At 62.7% G+C, this 13,926-nt stretch carries 13 protein-coding genes; 8 read left to right on the forward strand and 5 right to left on the reverse strand.

Annotated features, from left to right (window positions below):
• Window positions 1-451: 451 nt before the first annotated feature.
• Window positions 452-1,837, reverse strand: coding sequence for a type VI secretion system Vgr family protein (locus ACIP8I_RS03865; RefSeq protein ID WP_400758802.1), 1,386 nt, complete (start codon window positions 1,835-1,837; stop codon window positions 452-454).
• A 219-nt stretch (window positions 1,838-2,056) separates the two neighbouring features.
• Between ACIP8I_RS03865 and ACIP8I_RS03870 the strand changes: the two genes are divergently transcribed.
• Complete coding sequence (locus ACIP8I_RS03870) at window positions 2,057-2,761, forward strand: YebC/PmpR family DNA-binding transcriptional regulator (protein WP_027614601.1); 705 nt, start codon at window positions 2,057-2,059, stop codon at window positions 2,759-2,761.
• A 124-nt stretch (window positions 2,762-2,885) separates the two neighbouring features.
• Here ACIP8I_RS03870 and ACIP8I_RS03875 read toward each other — a convergent pair whose 3' ends face one another.
• The gene (locus ACIP8I_RS03875) at window positions 2,886-4,199 is read right to left on the reverse strand and encodes a leucine-rich repeat-containing protein kinase family protein (RefSeq protein ID WP_400758804.1); all 1,314 of its coding nucleotides are present in this window, start codon (window positions 4,197-4,199) and stop codon (window positions 2,886-2,888) included.
• Between the two features lie 224 nt (window positions 4,200-4,423).
• Window positions 4,424-5,545, reverse strand: coding sequence for a cell division protein ZapE (zapE, locus tag ACIP8I_RS03880; RefSeq protein WP_400758805.1), 1,122 nt, complete (start codon window positions 5,543-5,545; stop codon window positions 4,424-4,426).
• A gap of 305 nt (window positions 5,546-5,850) precedes the next feature.
• On the opposite strand from zapE, the gene ACIP8I_RS03885 reads away from it, so the two are divergent.
• From ACIP8I_RS03885 to ACIP8I_RS03915, 7 genes are all read left to right on the forward strand, one after another.
• Entirely contained in the window at window positions 5,851-6,354 is a 504-nt protein-coding gene (locus ACIP8I_RS03885) for a spore coat U domain-containing protein (protein ID WP_400759158.1), read from the forward strand.
• Between the two features lie 105 nt (window positions 6,355-6,459).
• The gene (locus ACIP8I_RS03890) at window positions 6,460-6,993 is read left to right on the forward strand and encodes a spore coat U domain-containing protein (protein WP_400758808.1); all 534 of its coding nucleotides are present in this window, start codon (window positions 6,460-6,462) and stop codon (window positions 6,991-6,993) included.
• Window positions 6,994-7,013: 20 nt separating this feature from the next.
• Entirely contained in the window at window positions 7,014-7,550 is a 537-nt protein-coding gene (locus ACIP8I_RS03895; protein ID WP_367084100.1) for a spore coat U domain-containing protein, read from the forward strand.
• A 4-nt stretch (window positions 7,551-7,554) separates the two neighbouring features.
• Window positions 7,555-8,055: a spore coat U domain-containing protein gene (locus tag ACIP8I_RS03900; protein ID WP_400758810.1), complete on the forward strand. Its 501-nt coding sequence runs from the start codon at window positions 7,555-7,557 to the stop codon at window positions 8,053-8,055.
• A 34-nt stretch (window positions 8,056-8,089) separates the two neighbouring features.
• Window positions 8,090-8,878 carry a molecular chaperone gene (locus ACIP8I_RS03905; RefSeq protein WP_367084101.1) on the forward strand — a complete coding sequence of 263 codons (789 nt, stop codon included), beginning with the start codon at window positions 8,090-8,092 and terminating at the stop codon, window positions 8,876-8,878.
• Window positions 8,879-9,136: 258 nt separating this feature from the next.
• Complete coding sequence (locus ACIP8I_RS03910; RefSeq protein WP_400758812.1) at window positions 9,137-11,494, forward strand: fimbria/pilus outer membrane usher protein; 2,358 nt, start codon at window positions 9,137-9,139, stop codon at window positions 11,492-11,494.
• A 44-nt stretch (window positions 11,495-11,538) separates the two neighbouring features.
• Window positions 11,539-12,462, forward strand: coding sequence for a spore coat protein U domain-containing protein (locus tag ACIP8I_RS03915; protein ID WP_400759160.1), 924 nt, complete (start codon window positions 11,539-11,541; stop codon window positions 12,460-12,462).
• A gap of 103 nt (window positions 12,463-12,565) precedes the next feature.
• Here the strand turns inward: ACIP8I_RS03915 and ACIP8I_RS03920 are convergent, their stop codons facing one another.
• Window positions 12,566-13,321 (reverse strand): anti-sigma factor family protein, encoded by a 756-nt coding sequence (locus ACIP8I_RS03920; RefSeq protein WP_400758814.1) that lies wholly within the window; start codon window positions 13,319-13,321, stop codon window positions 12,566-12,568.
• Entirely contained in the window at window positions 13,318-13,824 is a 507-nt protein-coding gene (locus tag ACIP8I_RS03925; RefSeq protein ID WP_400758817.1) for an RNA polymerase sigma factor, read from the reverse strand. The genes ACIP8I_RS03920 and ACIP8I_RS03925 overlap by 4 nt, the downstream gene beginning before the upstream one ends.
• Between the last annotated feature and the right edge of the window lie 102 nt (window positions 13,825-13,926).

The raw sequence follows: 13,926 nt of genomic DNA on the forward strand, positions 1-13,926 counted from the left end.
CCCTCGCTTAGGCTCGGGTTCCTTCGTTACGGGGTTGATCCGGGGGCATCGCCTACGGTTTGCTTCGCTGCACCTCCTCTCGATGTGTTTGGCTTCGCCAAACGGTCGCTGCGCTCCCACCCCCGGATAAACCCCTTCACTCAGCCTGCCGAAGGGGCCGGCACGCCAAGATCAAGAGCTTTCGGCGAGCTGACACTCGGCCATTGAGTGGTGAAAAGCATGCGCTTGGCTTTAGCTCTTCTGTGGGAGTTGGCTCGACAGCCGGCCAATCTCATGCTGAATACACCCAATCCAATTGTGGGAGCTGGCTTGCCAGCGATGGCGGCCTGCGAGCCGACCAATCTCCAACTGCCCGCACCCAATCCAACTGTAGGAGTGAGCCTGCTCGCGATAGCGCCCTCCCAGCCAACCCGTTGCCGGCCGCTGTACCCAATTCCAATGTCTGCGACGCTTACGGATCGGCCCCATGCAGCAGCCAATCGAGCAACAGGCTGCTGTCGCGCGGTGGCGGCGTTTCGTTCGGTGGTGCGGAACGCGGGTTGGCGAGGCAGAGGATCGGTCGATCCGGGTCGCTGTCGAGGAAGCTCACCCACACCTCACTGCCGGCGCGGGGCAGCTGGTGGGCGTCGAGCCGGCCGGTGCCGGTCAGCGCGATTGGCAGCCACAGGCACGCGGACTCGGCTGTCTGCGCAGGCCAGAGACTGACGCCGATGCGCCCGCGATCATCCAGTGCTGCTGACTGGCCGGGCGATCCCAGCACTCGTGCCAGGTGATAGCCGCCGATGTTCGGGCGCGGCTGTGCCAGGGGCGGGCGAAAATCGCTCGACCAGGGCAGGGCGCTGAAGTCGTTTCGGTAGCGATGCACGTCGGTTGTCGGATCGAGGATCGAGGGGTGCTGGCCCTGATGGTGCAGCTCGGTGATCAGCCATTGCTCGTTGAAAGCATTGATCGGGTGTTCGCTGATCTGCAACAGATGCCCGCTGCGCAACGCGCTGCAGTCGCCGGAGCCGCGGATCGTGCGCGACTGGCAGCGCTGACTCTGCAGATGGCGACGGCTGCGTTGTTCGGAGTGACGCTGGTCGCTCGACAGGTTCAGCGGTGTGAGCGCGGGCACGGGGTGGTTGGCCGCGTCTGCGGTAATGACCGCCTGGCCCCGGTTGCGAATGCCGGGCGCGGCCATGACCGGTGTCGCGTCATTACGCTGTAACAGCGTGCTGATGCGTGGTGACGGCGTGTCGTCGGCAACGGCAAAAGGCACTGGCAGCGGCTCCTGCGGCAGGCTCAGGTTGTCATCGGCAAACACCAGCACATGCCCGTTCGGGTGATGTTCGAAGTGATAGTGAATACCTTCCTCCTCACACAGCCGTTGCACGAAGGCCAGGTCGCTCTCCTCGTATTGCAGGCAAAATTCCCGTGGCGGGTATTGGCCGACGCTCATCTCGATCCGGTAACTGTCCGTTGGCAGCTGATGTTCTTCGAGCAGTTGCGCAAGGATCGCCGGCACGCTTGTTTGCACGAAGACCCGGCGCCGCGGCGACTGCTGCAGATTCAACAGCATCGGGACGAGAATCAGCCGGTAGCCGATGCGGTGGCTGGCGCGATGCTCGCAACTGACGCTGTGGATCAGGCCGTGAATCCCGTGATCGGTACCCAGGCGCAGGAACGCGGGTTGGCGCAGCAGGCTGCCGGGGGGCAACGCCGGCGCCAGACCGATCACTTCAATCTCGAAGCGAAACGGCTGATTGAGTGCTTCCGTGCCGCTGAAACGCAAGACCGGCAGGCACAGCGGGCCGTCGGTCAGGGTCAGGGTGAACGGGCTATCCTTGTCATTGAGCATTCGTACGGGCTCTGTGGGCAATACGGACGGCAGAGGGTACGAAAACGCGAGCACGAATGGTCATGGCTGGTGGGCTTTTCAGAATCGCCCTACAAGTCGTGGTGAAGATGTCGATCCAACAATGATTTTTTTGGTCGATTGCCGACTTTAGGCCGTATAAACTTGGCGCCACGCGTCGGCCAATAGATGTCTCGGCGCCACAGATCAAGAGAGTGAGTAATGGGCGCACAGTGGAAGGTTAAACACAAAGAAGCGGCAGCCAACGCCAAGGGCAAGATCTTCGGCAAACTGGTGAAAGAAATCACCATCGCTGCCCGCAACGGTGCCGATACCGCCACCAACGCACACCTGCGTCTGGTGGTCGAACAGGCCAAGAAAGCCTCGATGCCCAAGGAAACCCTGGACCGCGCCATCAAGAAAGGCGCCGGCCTGCTGGGCGAAACCGTGCAATACCACCGTGTGACGTACGAAGGTTTCGCACCGCACCAGGTTCCGTTGATCGTCGAGTGCGTCACCGACAACATCAACCGCACCGTTGCGGAAATCCGCGTGGCGTTCCGCAAGGGGCAGCTGGGTGCTTCCGGTTCGGTGGCGTGGGACTTCAACCACGTCGGCATGATCGAAGCCTCGCCGGACACCCCGGACGCCGATCCGGAAATGGCCGCGATCGAGGCCGGTGCCCAGGACTTCGAGCCGGGTGAAGAGGGCGCGACCCTGTTCCTGACCGATCCGACCGACCTCGACGCCGTGCAGAAAGCCCTGCCTGAGCAAGGCTTCACCGTGCTGTCGGCCAAACTCGGCTACCAGCCGAAGAACCCGGTCAGCGGCCTGAGTGCCGAGCAGATGGCTGAAGTCGAAGCGTTCCTCGAAGGCCTCGACAACCACGACGACGTGCAGGACATGTTTGTCGGTCTGGCGGGCTGATTTGCTGCAAAGATAAACTGTGGCGAGGGAGCTTGCTCCCGCTCGGCTGCATAGCAGTCGTTGTTTTTGGGACGGCTTCGCCGTCCAGCGGGAGCAAGCTGCCTCGCCACAGGATTTGGGTCAGTTAGAGCTTTTCCAGCACCTCAATCACTTCACTGAACCCCGGCCGCGCCAGCACATCCGGCTGACAGCAATGCTGCTCCAGCGCTTGCAGCACCTCGCGTCGTTCATCGCTCAACCCCGAGTCGACGCGCGCCAGCAATTCCCCGAGCAGAACCCCGAACGCCCGCACTTCGATGCGTTGCAGTGCCCGGGTTTCCAGGTTGTCGGTGGTGGCATGGAACGACGCCGCGCCGAAATCCCCGAGCAAGCAATCGCCCTGATCGTTCAACAGAATGTTATGGCCGTAGAGGTCGCCGTGGGTGATGCCCTGTTGATGCAGGTGTTCGGCAGCCGAAGCGATGCCCTTGGCAATATTCAAGGCCACCTCGGTACTGAAACGGCAATCCTCTGCGTAGACATCCCGTGAGCAGCTCGCCAGGCTCGGCAACGCCGCCAGGTTGCGAAAGCTTGGGTCGATCAGTTGCATTACCAGTCCCTGTTGGCCATCAGGATGCCCGTGAATACGGCCCTCCACGCGGATCAGGTTCGGGTGCAGGCCGGCGGTGATGCAGGCGTTCATCTCGTGCAGCGGCGAGCCGTCGCTGGTCATTTCACCTTTATACAGTTTCACCGCGACCGGCACTTGCGAGCCGTCGGCGCGCTGCCACTGCGCCCGGGAAATCACCCCCGAGGCGCCTTCGCCCAGGCGTTGTTCCAGACGCAGCGCCGACCAGTCGATCAGCGGCGTGGATTCCAGCGCGGCGGCATCGGCCTCGGTTTCCAGCGGATTACCGGCGTACGCCAGCCAGGTCAGGCTCGGCAGGGTCAGCAGCCACTGCGGCAGTTCACGCATCTGGTTGGCGGCGATGCGGATCAGCTCCAGGCGATGGCACTGGCTCATGGAGACTGGCAGCGCTTGCAGGCGATTGCCGGCCAGCAGCAGTTTTTGCAGATACGGGCGCTCACCCAGTTCGGTGGGCAGGCTTTCGATGCAGTTGTCGGTCAGGATCAACCAGCGCAGCAGCGGCGGCAGTGCTGCGCCCGGCACGTGGCTGATGCGGTTGGCCTTAAAGCCGATCATCGTCAGCGCCGCGCATTTTCCGACGCATTCCGGCACTTCGGTGAAGCGGTTGTCCGAGCAGAACAGAATGCGCATCCGGGTCAGGCGATGCAGATCATCGGGCAGACTGCTCAGGGCGTTGCCGCTGAGGTTGAGCACCTCCAGCGTATCGGCCAGTTCGAAAATCTCCCGGGGAAACTCGGTCAGGCCGCAGGACAGATCCAGCCGGGTAATGCCCGACAACTCGCCGGCGCGCAATTGAGCAAGGGTGTGCATGGGGATGTTCACTATCAAGGGAAAGAAGCGCCGGGCGCTCGGAATGGGCGACATGATAACGGCAATGGCTGGATTTGCATTGACCCGACCCTCGATAACACCGGAAACCCTGTGGGAGCGTGCTTGCTCGCGAAGGCGTCCTGTCAGTCAGTGATTCGTCACTGACACTCCGCTTTCGCGAGCAAGCTCGCTCTCACAGTGGTAATCGGTGGTGATCAATGGGATCAGTGGATTTCCTGCAGCTGCCCCAAACGGCTGCGGGTGCGGGCCAGGTCGATGGCATTGCCGCCAAGCGCATCGCGCAGTGGCAAGCGGCTGAGCAGGATCAGGTGTTTGTCCTGGTCGTAGAGCACGTCGATCAGGTTGATGAAGCGCTGTTGCGCGGCGATCGGGCATTCGCCCAGTTCCGGCAGATCATCGATGATCCAGTGATCGAAACGTCGACACAGCTCCAGATAATCCATGACCGCCGTTGGTTGCTCACACACATCGTTGAAGGTGAAACCGACGGTGCGGCCTTCGCACAGCCGTGCCTGCAAGTGCCGGATGCCCACCGGCAAGGCAATCGCCGGCGCGTCCTGCGCGGGCAGGTTCAAGGCCTGGCGCTGGGTCGCGGTGGCCGGCCACACATAGTGGCCCTGGGTGAATAACTGATGCGCATGGTTGCTCGCCTGGCTGCGGTAATCGTGCGGGCCGCCGACCTCCATCACTTGCATGCGGGCGTTGATCAATTCGATCACCGGTTTGAAGCGCGCGTGATAGAGCGGGTTGGGCAGCAAGCCTTCCGGCGGATAGTTGGAGGTCACCAGCAACAGGATGCCGCGCTGGAACAAGGCCTTGAACAGACGGGTGATGAGCATCGCATCGCCGATGTCATGCACATGGAATTCGTCGAAGCACAGTACCCGGCAATCGTCTAACAGCTCGTCGAGGGTCACGCCGAGAGCGTCGTCCTGTTCGTGATGGTTGAACATGCCCTGATGCAACCGGGCAAAGAATTCATGGAAATGCGCGCGCTGTTTCTGCGCGGTCGGCAGCGCCTGGAAAAAACCATCGAGCAGCCAGCTCTTGCCACGTCCGACCGCACCATGCAGGTACAGGCTCGGCGGCGTTTGCGGCCTGGCGCCGAACAACAGGCTGGCCTGCTGCGCCATGCAATCGATCACCCGCTGCTGGCTGTGGCTGAGGGTGTAACCCTGGCCGTGGGCCTTGTGCCGGAAATAGTCGCGGATCGACTGGGCATTCGCGTCATGCCCGGCATGCGCTGGCCGACCCTTGGCGAACCAGCGGCGCAGCGCCGACCAGCGCAGGGTCAGTGGCGATCGTTTGGGCGCTCGAGAGGGCACAGTGCAGTCACTCCGTGTTCATCAGACCGGCGCCCGGAGGCGCGGCGCCGTAGTGTAACCAGAGGCTGCGCCCGGCTTCTATCGCGGCTGGTCGACTGTGGGCGATCACTGAACAGATTTGTGCGGAGCGTACAGCTATTTTCAGCGATGTAATTCGCTGTGTTGCCAAACTTTCGAAACATATCCCGGCAGATCCATGGATCCAATCGACTGGCGGAATCGTCGACCGTTGCTAACCTGAAACACAGTAACGTCATCCAGGATGTTCCCTCACAAGGAATGGGACAGTGATTGTACGTGTGGTGATGGGCCTGCTCGGGGTGCTGGGGGCCTCGGTGCATGCGGCGGATTTTCAGGTCGAAGTCCGCGTTGACGTGCAGCGTGGCTGCCAACTGATCGGCCAGCAGCGCGAGGCGGGTATCGAACAACTGGGTGTGCTGGATTTCGGCAGTACTGCGCGCCTCGATGATCCGGCCGGACCACTGGGTGCGGCACTGACCAATCAGCGCTTGCCGCGCCTGGAGTGCAACCCCGACACGCCGTATCAGCTGCGGGTCGACGGTGGCCTGCATGGCGGCGTTGGTGAGGTTCGCTACATGGCGGGGGCTGCGGGAAGCCAGCCGATTCCCTATCGGCTGTATCAGGACGCGGCGCGCCGGGTGCCGCTGGTGGTGGACGTGCCGGTCAGCGGCCGGGTGCCGGACACCGGCACGGTGGAGCTGCCGCTGTATGCACGGATCGAGCGTCTGGCGCAGGTGCCGCAAGTCAGCCGCTATTCGGATCTGGTCAAGGTCACCGTGACCTGGTAAGTGCGGATTTTCAGGCGATTCGCTGGAGGCGGATTGCGCAGGGAAGGGGCGTTCGATGACGAGCGCAAGGTACGCAGACATCCTCAAGGAGCAGGGACGGACGCAATGACAGGCAAGCACTGGATGGTCATCGCCACGGGTACGCTGCTGTTGCTCGCTGACGACGCACAGGCGGCAATCAGCGGGCAGATCAATGCGCGGCTGATCCTGATCGCCGGGTGCGAAGTCACCAACAGCGCCACCCCGGCGATCCCGGTGAGCGATCTGGGTACCCTCGATTTCGGTCAGCAGGGGCCGACCTGGAACGCGCCGATCAAGGCCAGCCTCGACGGCGACAGCAGCGGCAAGCTGAATGTCGCCTGCAATCCTTCGGTCACTGGTTTCACCGTCACCATCGATGGCGGCAGCCACGGTGACGGCACCACCCGCCGCCTGAGCAACGGGCGTCAGACCCTGCCTTACCAACTCTTTCTGGATGCCTCCGGCAGCCAGCGCTACAGCATTGGTCAACAACACAATTTCGCTGTCACCAGCGGTGCGCAAATACCGATTCCGGTGTTTGGCACGGTGGTGGCGAATACCCGCGCGGTACCGGCAGGTGTCTATACCGACACGCTGACGGTGACGCTCGACTGGTAACCCCGTAGAGGACGGACACCATGCGTACGTATGCATCAAGGATAGGTTTGTCGTTGCTCGGCCTGACGCTGGTTTCCAGTGCTCACGCCGCCACCACGGTCACCGGCCAGATCACCGCCAGTCTGACTCTGATCAGCAGCTGTCAGGTCAATGGCGCCGGCGGCTCCACGGGCCTGAACTTCGGTGCGCTGAACTTTGGTACCGCCAACAGTCTGTTCACCACCGCCAGCGGGCAAGTGCTCGGCGGTGGCGGCGGGGCGTTGTCGATTCTCTGTTCCAGCGGCACGACCCCGGTGGTCAAAGTGCGCGCCGGTGCTCACGACGGGCAGTCGCCGGGCGGTGCTCGTGCGCTGTACGACGGTGTCGCCAACTACGTGCCGTACGATTTCTACACCGATGCCGGGCATTCACAGCTGCTGCCGATCGACGGCACGATCAACCTGGCGACCAGCACTGGCGTGGCGCAGACGGTGAATATCTACGGTCAGGCGGTGGGCAAGGCTGGACTGCCGGCCGGGACTTACACCGACACCGTCGCTGTCGAACTGACGTTCTGATGCCATGCGCCGCCAGGGCTGTGCCGCGCTGCTCCTGCTCTGTGCGGGCAGTGTGCCGCTGCCGCTGGGGGCGGCGACCAGCCAGAGCTTTCAGGTCAGCGCGACCGTCACGCCGGGGTGTCTGGTAGTTGGCGGGGTGTCGAATTACGGCGGGCTGAATTTCGGCTCGCGCTCGGCCCTCGCGACGGGAACGGTGCAAGTGGCATTGACCGGCGGCGTGCAACTGCAATGCACCCCCGGGGTGACCTTGAACATGAGCGTCGATGGCGGCCAGTACAACAGCAGCGGTCGGCATATGCAGATCAACAGCGGCAGTGCGCGGGTGGCGTATGCGCTGTTTCGCGATGCGGCGTACAGCCAGAGCCTGGGCATCGGTCAGAGCGTGGCGGTGGCCTACAGCGATGCGAACAACATCAGCCTGCCGATTTACGGTCAGGTGCAATTGCCGGGCAATCAGCCCGGGGGGACGTACAGCGACGTGTTGCAGGTGCAGCTGTCGTGGTAAAGCGACATTTGAATGGCCGACAAGGAGCAGGTTCATGGGGGCAGTTACGTCTGGACATTCGTTGTTGCAGGGCGCGTTGCTGGCGCTGGTCATGCTCGGGGCCGGCCATGCGCAGGCCGCCAGCTCGGTGCTGATCTGGCCGATCGATCCGGTGCTGGAGGCCGATCAACAGGCCAGTGCGCTGTGGCTGGAAAACCGTGGCACGGAAACCGCCAACCTGCAGATCCGTGTGTTCGGCTGGAGCCAGAGCGGTTTTGCAGAGCAATACCAGAATCAGCGCGACGTGATCGGCAGCCCGCCGGTAGCGAAGATCGAGCCAGGGCAAAAGCAACTGGTGCGTCTGACCCGGACCAAGGATGTGCCGCCGGGGCAGGAGCTGGCCTACCGGATCATCATCGACGAAATCCCTTCCGCCCAGCCGCCGGCTGCCGAGGGCGGCAAGACCGCCGCCGCGATCCGCTTCCAGATGCGCTATTCGGTGCCGTTGTTTGCTTACGGCGCGGGGCTGTGGAGCAAGGAAGACAGCAGCCGCCCGCGTGATCCCAAAGGTATCGGTGTGCCGCAACTGAGCTGGCGCACGGTGACGGTGGACGGCCGGCCGTATGTCGAGGTGCGCAATCAGGGCGCGGTGCATGCGCGGCTCACCGACGTGGCGATCAAACAGGGCGGACAAAACAAACCATTGGCCGAAGGCTTGCTGGGTTACGTGTTGCCGGGGGCGGTGATGCGCTGGCCGGCACCGGGGCCGTTGGCCAGTGAGTCGGCGTTGCAGGTGCGGGTCAATGGCGGGGCGCAGGTGCAGAACATTGCGCCGGGACGCTGAACCAAGACCCTGTGTTGAGTGGATTACTGTGGCGAGGGAGATTGCTCCCGCCGGGTTGCGAAGCAGCCCCAAGTCAGGCGAGCACGCAGTGTCAGGTAGCCCGCTTAAACAGATCTAACGACGGCTGCGCCGCCGAGCGGGAGCAAGCTCCCTCGCCACAATGATTACATCGTGTCGTCAAAATTCCAGAGAAAGATAACTGGCTTTGGCAAGAGTGGCATCAGGAGGATCAAGTCCATTGACGGACGTAAAGCGTGTATGAGCCCGGGATGGGCTCGTCGTATTCAGCGTCCGTTGTGGCTCATGACCGGCGCGTGGTGCCTGATGTTCGTGCAACCATCTGAGGCCGGCGAACTGCCGCCGCCGCCCAGCGGCATGGAGGCTGTGAGTGATGCACAGTTGTTTCTGGAACTGGTGGTCAATCAGATGAACACCGGGCGGGTGGTGGCGGTGCAGCAGCGTAACGGGCATCTGTTTCTGCCGGCCAGTGCACTGCGCGAAACCGGGATGAAATTGCCCGAGGGCAGCGCTGACGAAGTCGATCTCGACGGTTTGCCGGGACTGCACAGCGAATACGACAGTGTCGGCCAGCGCCTGCTGCTGGACGTGCCACCGCAGTGGTTGCCGGACCAGTTCATCGGCAACCGCGAGAACTATCCACGCACCCCGGCGCTGAGCAGTTTCGGCGCGTTGTTCAACTACGACTTGTACCTCAACGACACTGACGATGCCGGCACTTATCTGGCGGCCTGGAATGAGCTGCGGCTGTTCGACAGCTGGGGCACGTTGTCCAACACCGGGCAGTACCGGCGCACCTTGTCCGGGGATTCGGTCAGCACGCTGGACAACGGTTACCTGCGCTACGACACCACCTGGCGTTACTCCGATGACGAGCGAATGCTCACCTACGAAGGCGGGGACGTGATCAGCGGCGCCTTGCCGTGGAGCAACTCGGTGCGTCTGGGCGGCGTGCAATTTTCACGGGATTTTGCCGTGCGTCCGGATCTGGTGACTTATCCGTTGCCGCAGTTCGCCGGCGAGGCCGCGGTGCCGTCGTCGGTGGATCTGTTCATCAACGGCTACAAGTCGAGTAGCACCGACCTGCAACCGGGGCCGTATACCCTGACCAATATTCCCTTCATCAACGGCGCCGGGGAGGCGGTGGTGGTGACCACCGATGCGCTGGGGCGGCAGGTGTCGACCACGGTGCCGTTCTATGTCACCAGCAGTCTGCTGCAAAAAGGCCTGAGTGATTTCTCGCTGGCGGCCGGTACGTTGCGCCGTGATTACGGCTTGAAGGACTTCAGCTATGGCCCTGGCGTGACTTCCGGCAGCCTGCGCTACGGTGTCAGCGACAGCTTCACCCTGGAAAGCCACGCCGAAGCGGCTGACTCGCTGACCCTCGGCGGCCTCGGCGGCAATTGGCGTCTGGGCAATTTCGGCGTACTCAATAGCGCCATCAGTCAGAGCCGGTTCGAGGGCGACGGCGGCGAGCAGTTGAGTCTCGGTTATCAGTACAGCAGCCAACGCTACAGTTTTTCCTGGCAGCGCCTGCAACGCCGCGATCAGTACGCCGACCTGAGCGTGATCGACAGCCCCTACATCAGCCTCAGCCGGCGCAGCGAGCAGGCGACCCTGAGTGTCAACCTTGAACGCTGGGGCAGCCTCGGTGCCGGTTATTTCGACGTGCGCGCGGCGGACGATTCGCGCACGCGTCTGCTCAACCTGAGCTGGAGCAAACCGCTGTGGCGCAACAGCAGCTTCTATCTGTCGGCCAACCGCGAGATCGGCGACAGCAACTGGGCAGTGCAGGCGCAACTGGTGATCCCGTTCGATCTGCGCGGCAGCCTGGCGATCAGCAGTGAACGCAGCAAAACCGGGCAGAGTCAGCAGCGGGTCAATTACAGCCGCTCGGTGCCGACCGAGGGCGGGGTCGGTTTCAATCTGGGGTATGCCAAGGGTGACGGTCCCGACTATCGCCAGGCCGACGTGACCTGGCGTATGCAATCGGTGCAGTTGCAGGCCGGGGTCTACGGCACGTCCGAGGCCGAGACCCGTTGGGCCGATGCCAGTGGCTCGCTGGTGTGGATGGACCGCCAGGTGTTCGCCGCCAATCGCATCGACGACGCGTTTGTGGTGGTCAGCACCGAGGGTTTCGCCGACATTCCGGTGCGCTACGAAAACCAGCAGGTCGGGCAGACCGATAAAAACGGTCACTTGCTGGTGCCGTGGAGCAGCGCGTACTACCGCGGCAAATACGAAATCGATCCGCTGAATCTGCCGGCCAACGTGCGCAGCCCCAACGTCGAACAACGCATCGCCGTACGCCGTGGCAGCGGCTATTTGCTGGAGTTTCCACTGACCCGGGTGATCGCCGCGAGCATCGTGCTGGTGGATGCGCAGCAACGTGAACTGCCACTGGGCGCGGGCGTGCTGCACGAGCAGAGTGGTACACAGACGGTGGTCGGCTGGGACGGGCTGGTCTACCTGGAAAACCTGCAGGCGCAGAACTCGTTGTTGGTGACGCTGGCCGACGGCAAGACCTGCAAGACGCAATTCGCTGTGGATATGCAGCAAAGCCAGGTGCCGCTGATCGGCCCGTTGGTGTGCCAGTGAATGCGGCGCGGATCTGCCTGTGTCTGGCTTTGCTGCTGCCGGGGATGGCGCAGGCCTTGTGTTCGGTGGTCAGCACCACGCCGGCGGCGTTCGGCTCGATCAGCTCGATTGCCGTGCGCACCACGACGCAGCCCAGTTCCACGCTCAACGCCGGGTTGAGTTGTACTGGTTCGCTGCTGTCATTGCTGACCAGCAACGATCATTTCTACGCCACCATCACCTCGACCCAGAGCGGCTTGCTCGGGCCGACTGGCGACGTCATCGGTTACACGATCTACGCCAACAACAGCACCAGCTACCCGGTGACTCGCGGCACCGCCTATGACTTCGCGCGCAACGGCATCATCGATGCCTTGGGACTGCTCAACGGCACCACCCCGAAAACCGTGCCGCTGTATCTGGGCACGACCATTGGCAGCAACGTTGCCGCCGGTGTCTATACGGAAACCCTGAGCATTTTCTGGAACTGGAATTACTGCTCCGGGATCGGTATCGGCAGTGTCTGTCTGGGGCGCGACATCAATAGCGGTACCGCGACGTTGACGGTGAACCTGACCGTGTCCAACGACTGCACGATTACCGCGCCGAACATTGCCTTTGGTAGCGCACCGGTGATCAGCGCTTTTACCCCGGTGACCGGGCAGACGATCAATCTGGCCTGTACCAAGGGCAGCGCCTACACCGTCGGTTTGAGCGACGGGCAGAACCCGGTCAGTGTCGGCGGTCGGCGGCGGATGATTTCCGGGAGTAATTATCTGGCCTACGACATCTTCAAGAGCGCCGGCACCACTCGTTGGGGCAGCGTTGGCAGTGCCCGTCGTAGCAGCACTGACGCCGAGGTCAATCCGGGGAACGGTTTGGGTACGGGGAGCCAGATCTTCAATTACAACGCGAAGATCTACACCGACCAGACCACGCCGCCGGCGGGCACTTATCTGGACAATGTGGTGCTCGACGTAGGTTTCTGACCCAACACAGTCCCCTGTAGGAGCTGCGGCACGCTGCGATCTTTTGATCTTGATGTTAAAAATCAAGAGATCGCAGCGTGCCGCAGCTCCTACAGTGGGGCTTTCAGAATTGCATTGATTGCTTCAGCTGCTTCGCTGCCGGCGAATCCGTCGGGCTGACCATTGCATAGTTGTACCCGCCACCGGACCAGTAATCCGCCTGCAGATCGCCGTCGCTGCGGCTGCCGCGTGGCAGGAAGGTGTTCTTCGGCCCCGGAGGTCGCACATAGAAACTGACCTTGTGGCCGCTGCGATCCTCGTACATGACCATCGCTGCCGGGCCTTCGTCGGTGCTGAGCAGGCGGCCGCTGACCGGTTCGAACCCGGCGGATTTCAGGTCCGGCAAGCGACTGGCCTGAGTGAAATAGCGGTCGAGCCAACGCTGCATATCGCCGTCAGTGTCGACCTTGTAGTCCGCCGGCAAAATCCCTTGCTGGGCAATCAAACGATAGGCCTGCAAGGCGTCGGTCATCGGCAGCATCGAAGACCGCACCAAGGTCATCTCCCGTGCCTGCCAGCCACTGAAGCCGCCGATGCCGACCGCGATCAGCAACACCGCCGCGCTGGCCAGGTGCCGCCGCGACTGACGCTTGAGGCGCTGGCGAATCAGCGCCGGATCGAGCGCCGGATTGGCCGGTTGTTGCAAGGCGCCGCCCAGGGCTGCGCGCAACAGCTGGGCGTCGTGCTGCCAGGCGCGCACCTGCGCGGCGGCTTCCGGGTGAGCGGTCAGCCAGGTGTCGACCAGACGCCGGTCGGCTTCGTTGAGTTGGTGATCGACGTACGCGTGCAGGTCGCGCTCGCTGGGGGGCATGCTGATCATTTGAGTATCCGCAAAGAAGGGCTGCTGATTTCGCCGTCGCTGAGCTGGCGCAAGGCCTGGCGGGCGCGGGACAGGCGCGACATCACCGTGCCGGTGGGGACGTCGAGGATGTCCGCGATCTCCTTGTAGCTCAAGCCTTCGACCGAGACCATTAACAGCAACGCACGCTGCTCGGTAGGCAGGCGATCGAAGGCTTGCAGGGTCGATTGGGCGATCACGGTGCGCTCGGTCGAGGGTTCGGCGTCGTCGCGACCGGTGAAGAATTCGAGCATCCGCGCATAACGACGGGAGCGTCGGTGGCCGTCGAGAAACTGCCGATAGAGGATCGCGAACAGCCACGCGCGCACGTCACCCTCGGCGCGTTTCGCACCCCAGCCGGACAGGGCTCGCTCGAGGCTGGCCTGCACCAGATCGTCGGCGCTGCTGCTGTTGCGGGTCAGTGACACGGCAAAGCGGCGCAATCTGGGAATGATTTCTCTCAACTGTTCGTCGAATTCGCTCATGAATTTCTGCTAGTCACTACGCTGTGGACTAGGGAGACGTCTGCCGTTCGAGGTTATTCCACGTTCGGAAAAATAAATACCGGGCCATGGAATAAATCCTGA

Origin of the sequence: Pseudomonas sp. NPDC088414, assembly GCF_044753325.1 — a bacterium.
In the GTDB taxonomy this organism is placed as follows: Bacteria; Pseudomonadota; Gammaproteobacteria; order Pseudomonadales; family Pseudomonadaceae; genus Aquipseudomonas.

What these genes read in the sequence shown, in the direction of transcription:
- ACIP8I_RS03865 (WP_400758802.1), bottom strand. Translation starts at nt 1,837, where the DNA reads ATGCTCAATGACAAGGATAGCCCGTTCACCCTGACCCTGACCGACGGC.
- ACIP8I_RS03870 (WP_027614601.1), top strand. Translation starts at nt 2,057, where the DNA reads ATGGGCGCACAGTGGAAGGTTAAACACAAAGAAGCGGCAGCCAACGCC.
- ACIP8I_RS03875 (WP_400758804.1), bottom strand. Translation starts at nt 4,199, where the DNA reads ATGCACACCCTTGCTCAATTGCGCGCCGGCGAGTTGTCGGGCATTACC.
- ACIP8I_RS03885 (WP_400759158.1), top strand. Translation starts at nt 5,851, where the DNA reads ATGGGCCTGCTCGGGGTGCTGGGGGCCTCGGTGCATGCGGCGGATTTT.
- ACIP8I_RS03890 (WP_400758808.1), top strand. Translation starts at nt 6,460, where the DNA reads ATGACAGGCAAGCACTGGATGGTCATCGCCACGGGTACGCTGCTGTTG.
- ACIP8I_RS03895 (WP_367084100.1), top strand. Translation starts at nt 7,014, where the DNA reads ATGCGTACGTATGCATCAAGGATAGGTTTGTCGTTGCTCGGCCTGACG.
- ACIP8I_RS03900 (WP_400758810.1), top strand. Translation starts at nt 7,555, where the DNA reads ATGCGCCGCCAGGGCTGTGCCGCGCTGCTCCTGCTCTGTGCGGGCAGT.
- ACIP8I_RS03905 (WP_367084101.1), top strand. Translation starts at nt 8,090, where the DNA reads ATGGGGGCAGTTACGTCTGGACATTCGTTGTTGCAGGGCGCGTTGCTG.
- ACIP8I_RS03910 (WP_400758812.1), top strand. Translation starts at nt 9,137, where the DNA reads ATGAGCCCGGGATGGGCTCGTCGTATTCAGCGTCCGTTGTGGCTCATG.
- ACIP8I_RS03915 (WP_400759160.1), top strand. Translation starts at nt 11,539, where the DNA reads ATGGCGCAGGCCTTGTGTTCGGTGGTCAGCACCACGCCGGCGGCGTTC.
- ACIP8I_RS03920 (WP_400758814.1), bottom strand. Translation starts at nt 13,321, where the DNA reads ATGATCAGCATGCCCCCCAGCGAGCGCGACCTGCACGCGTACGTCGAT.
- ACIP8I_RS03925 (WP_400758817.1), bottom strand. Translation starts at nt 13,824, where the DNA reads ATGAGCGAATTCGACGAACAGTTGAGAGAAATCATTCCCAGATTGCGC.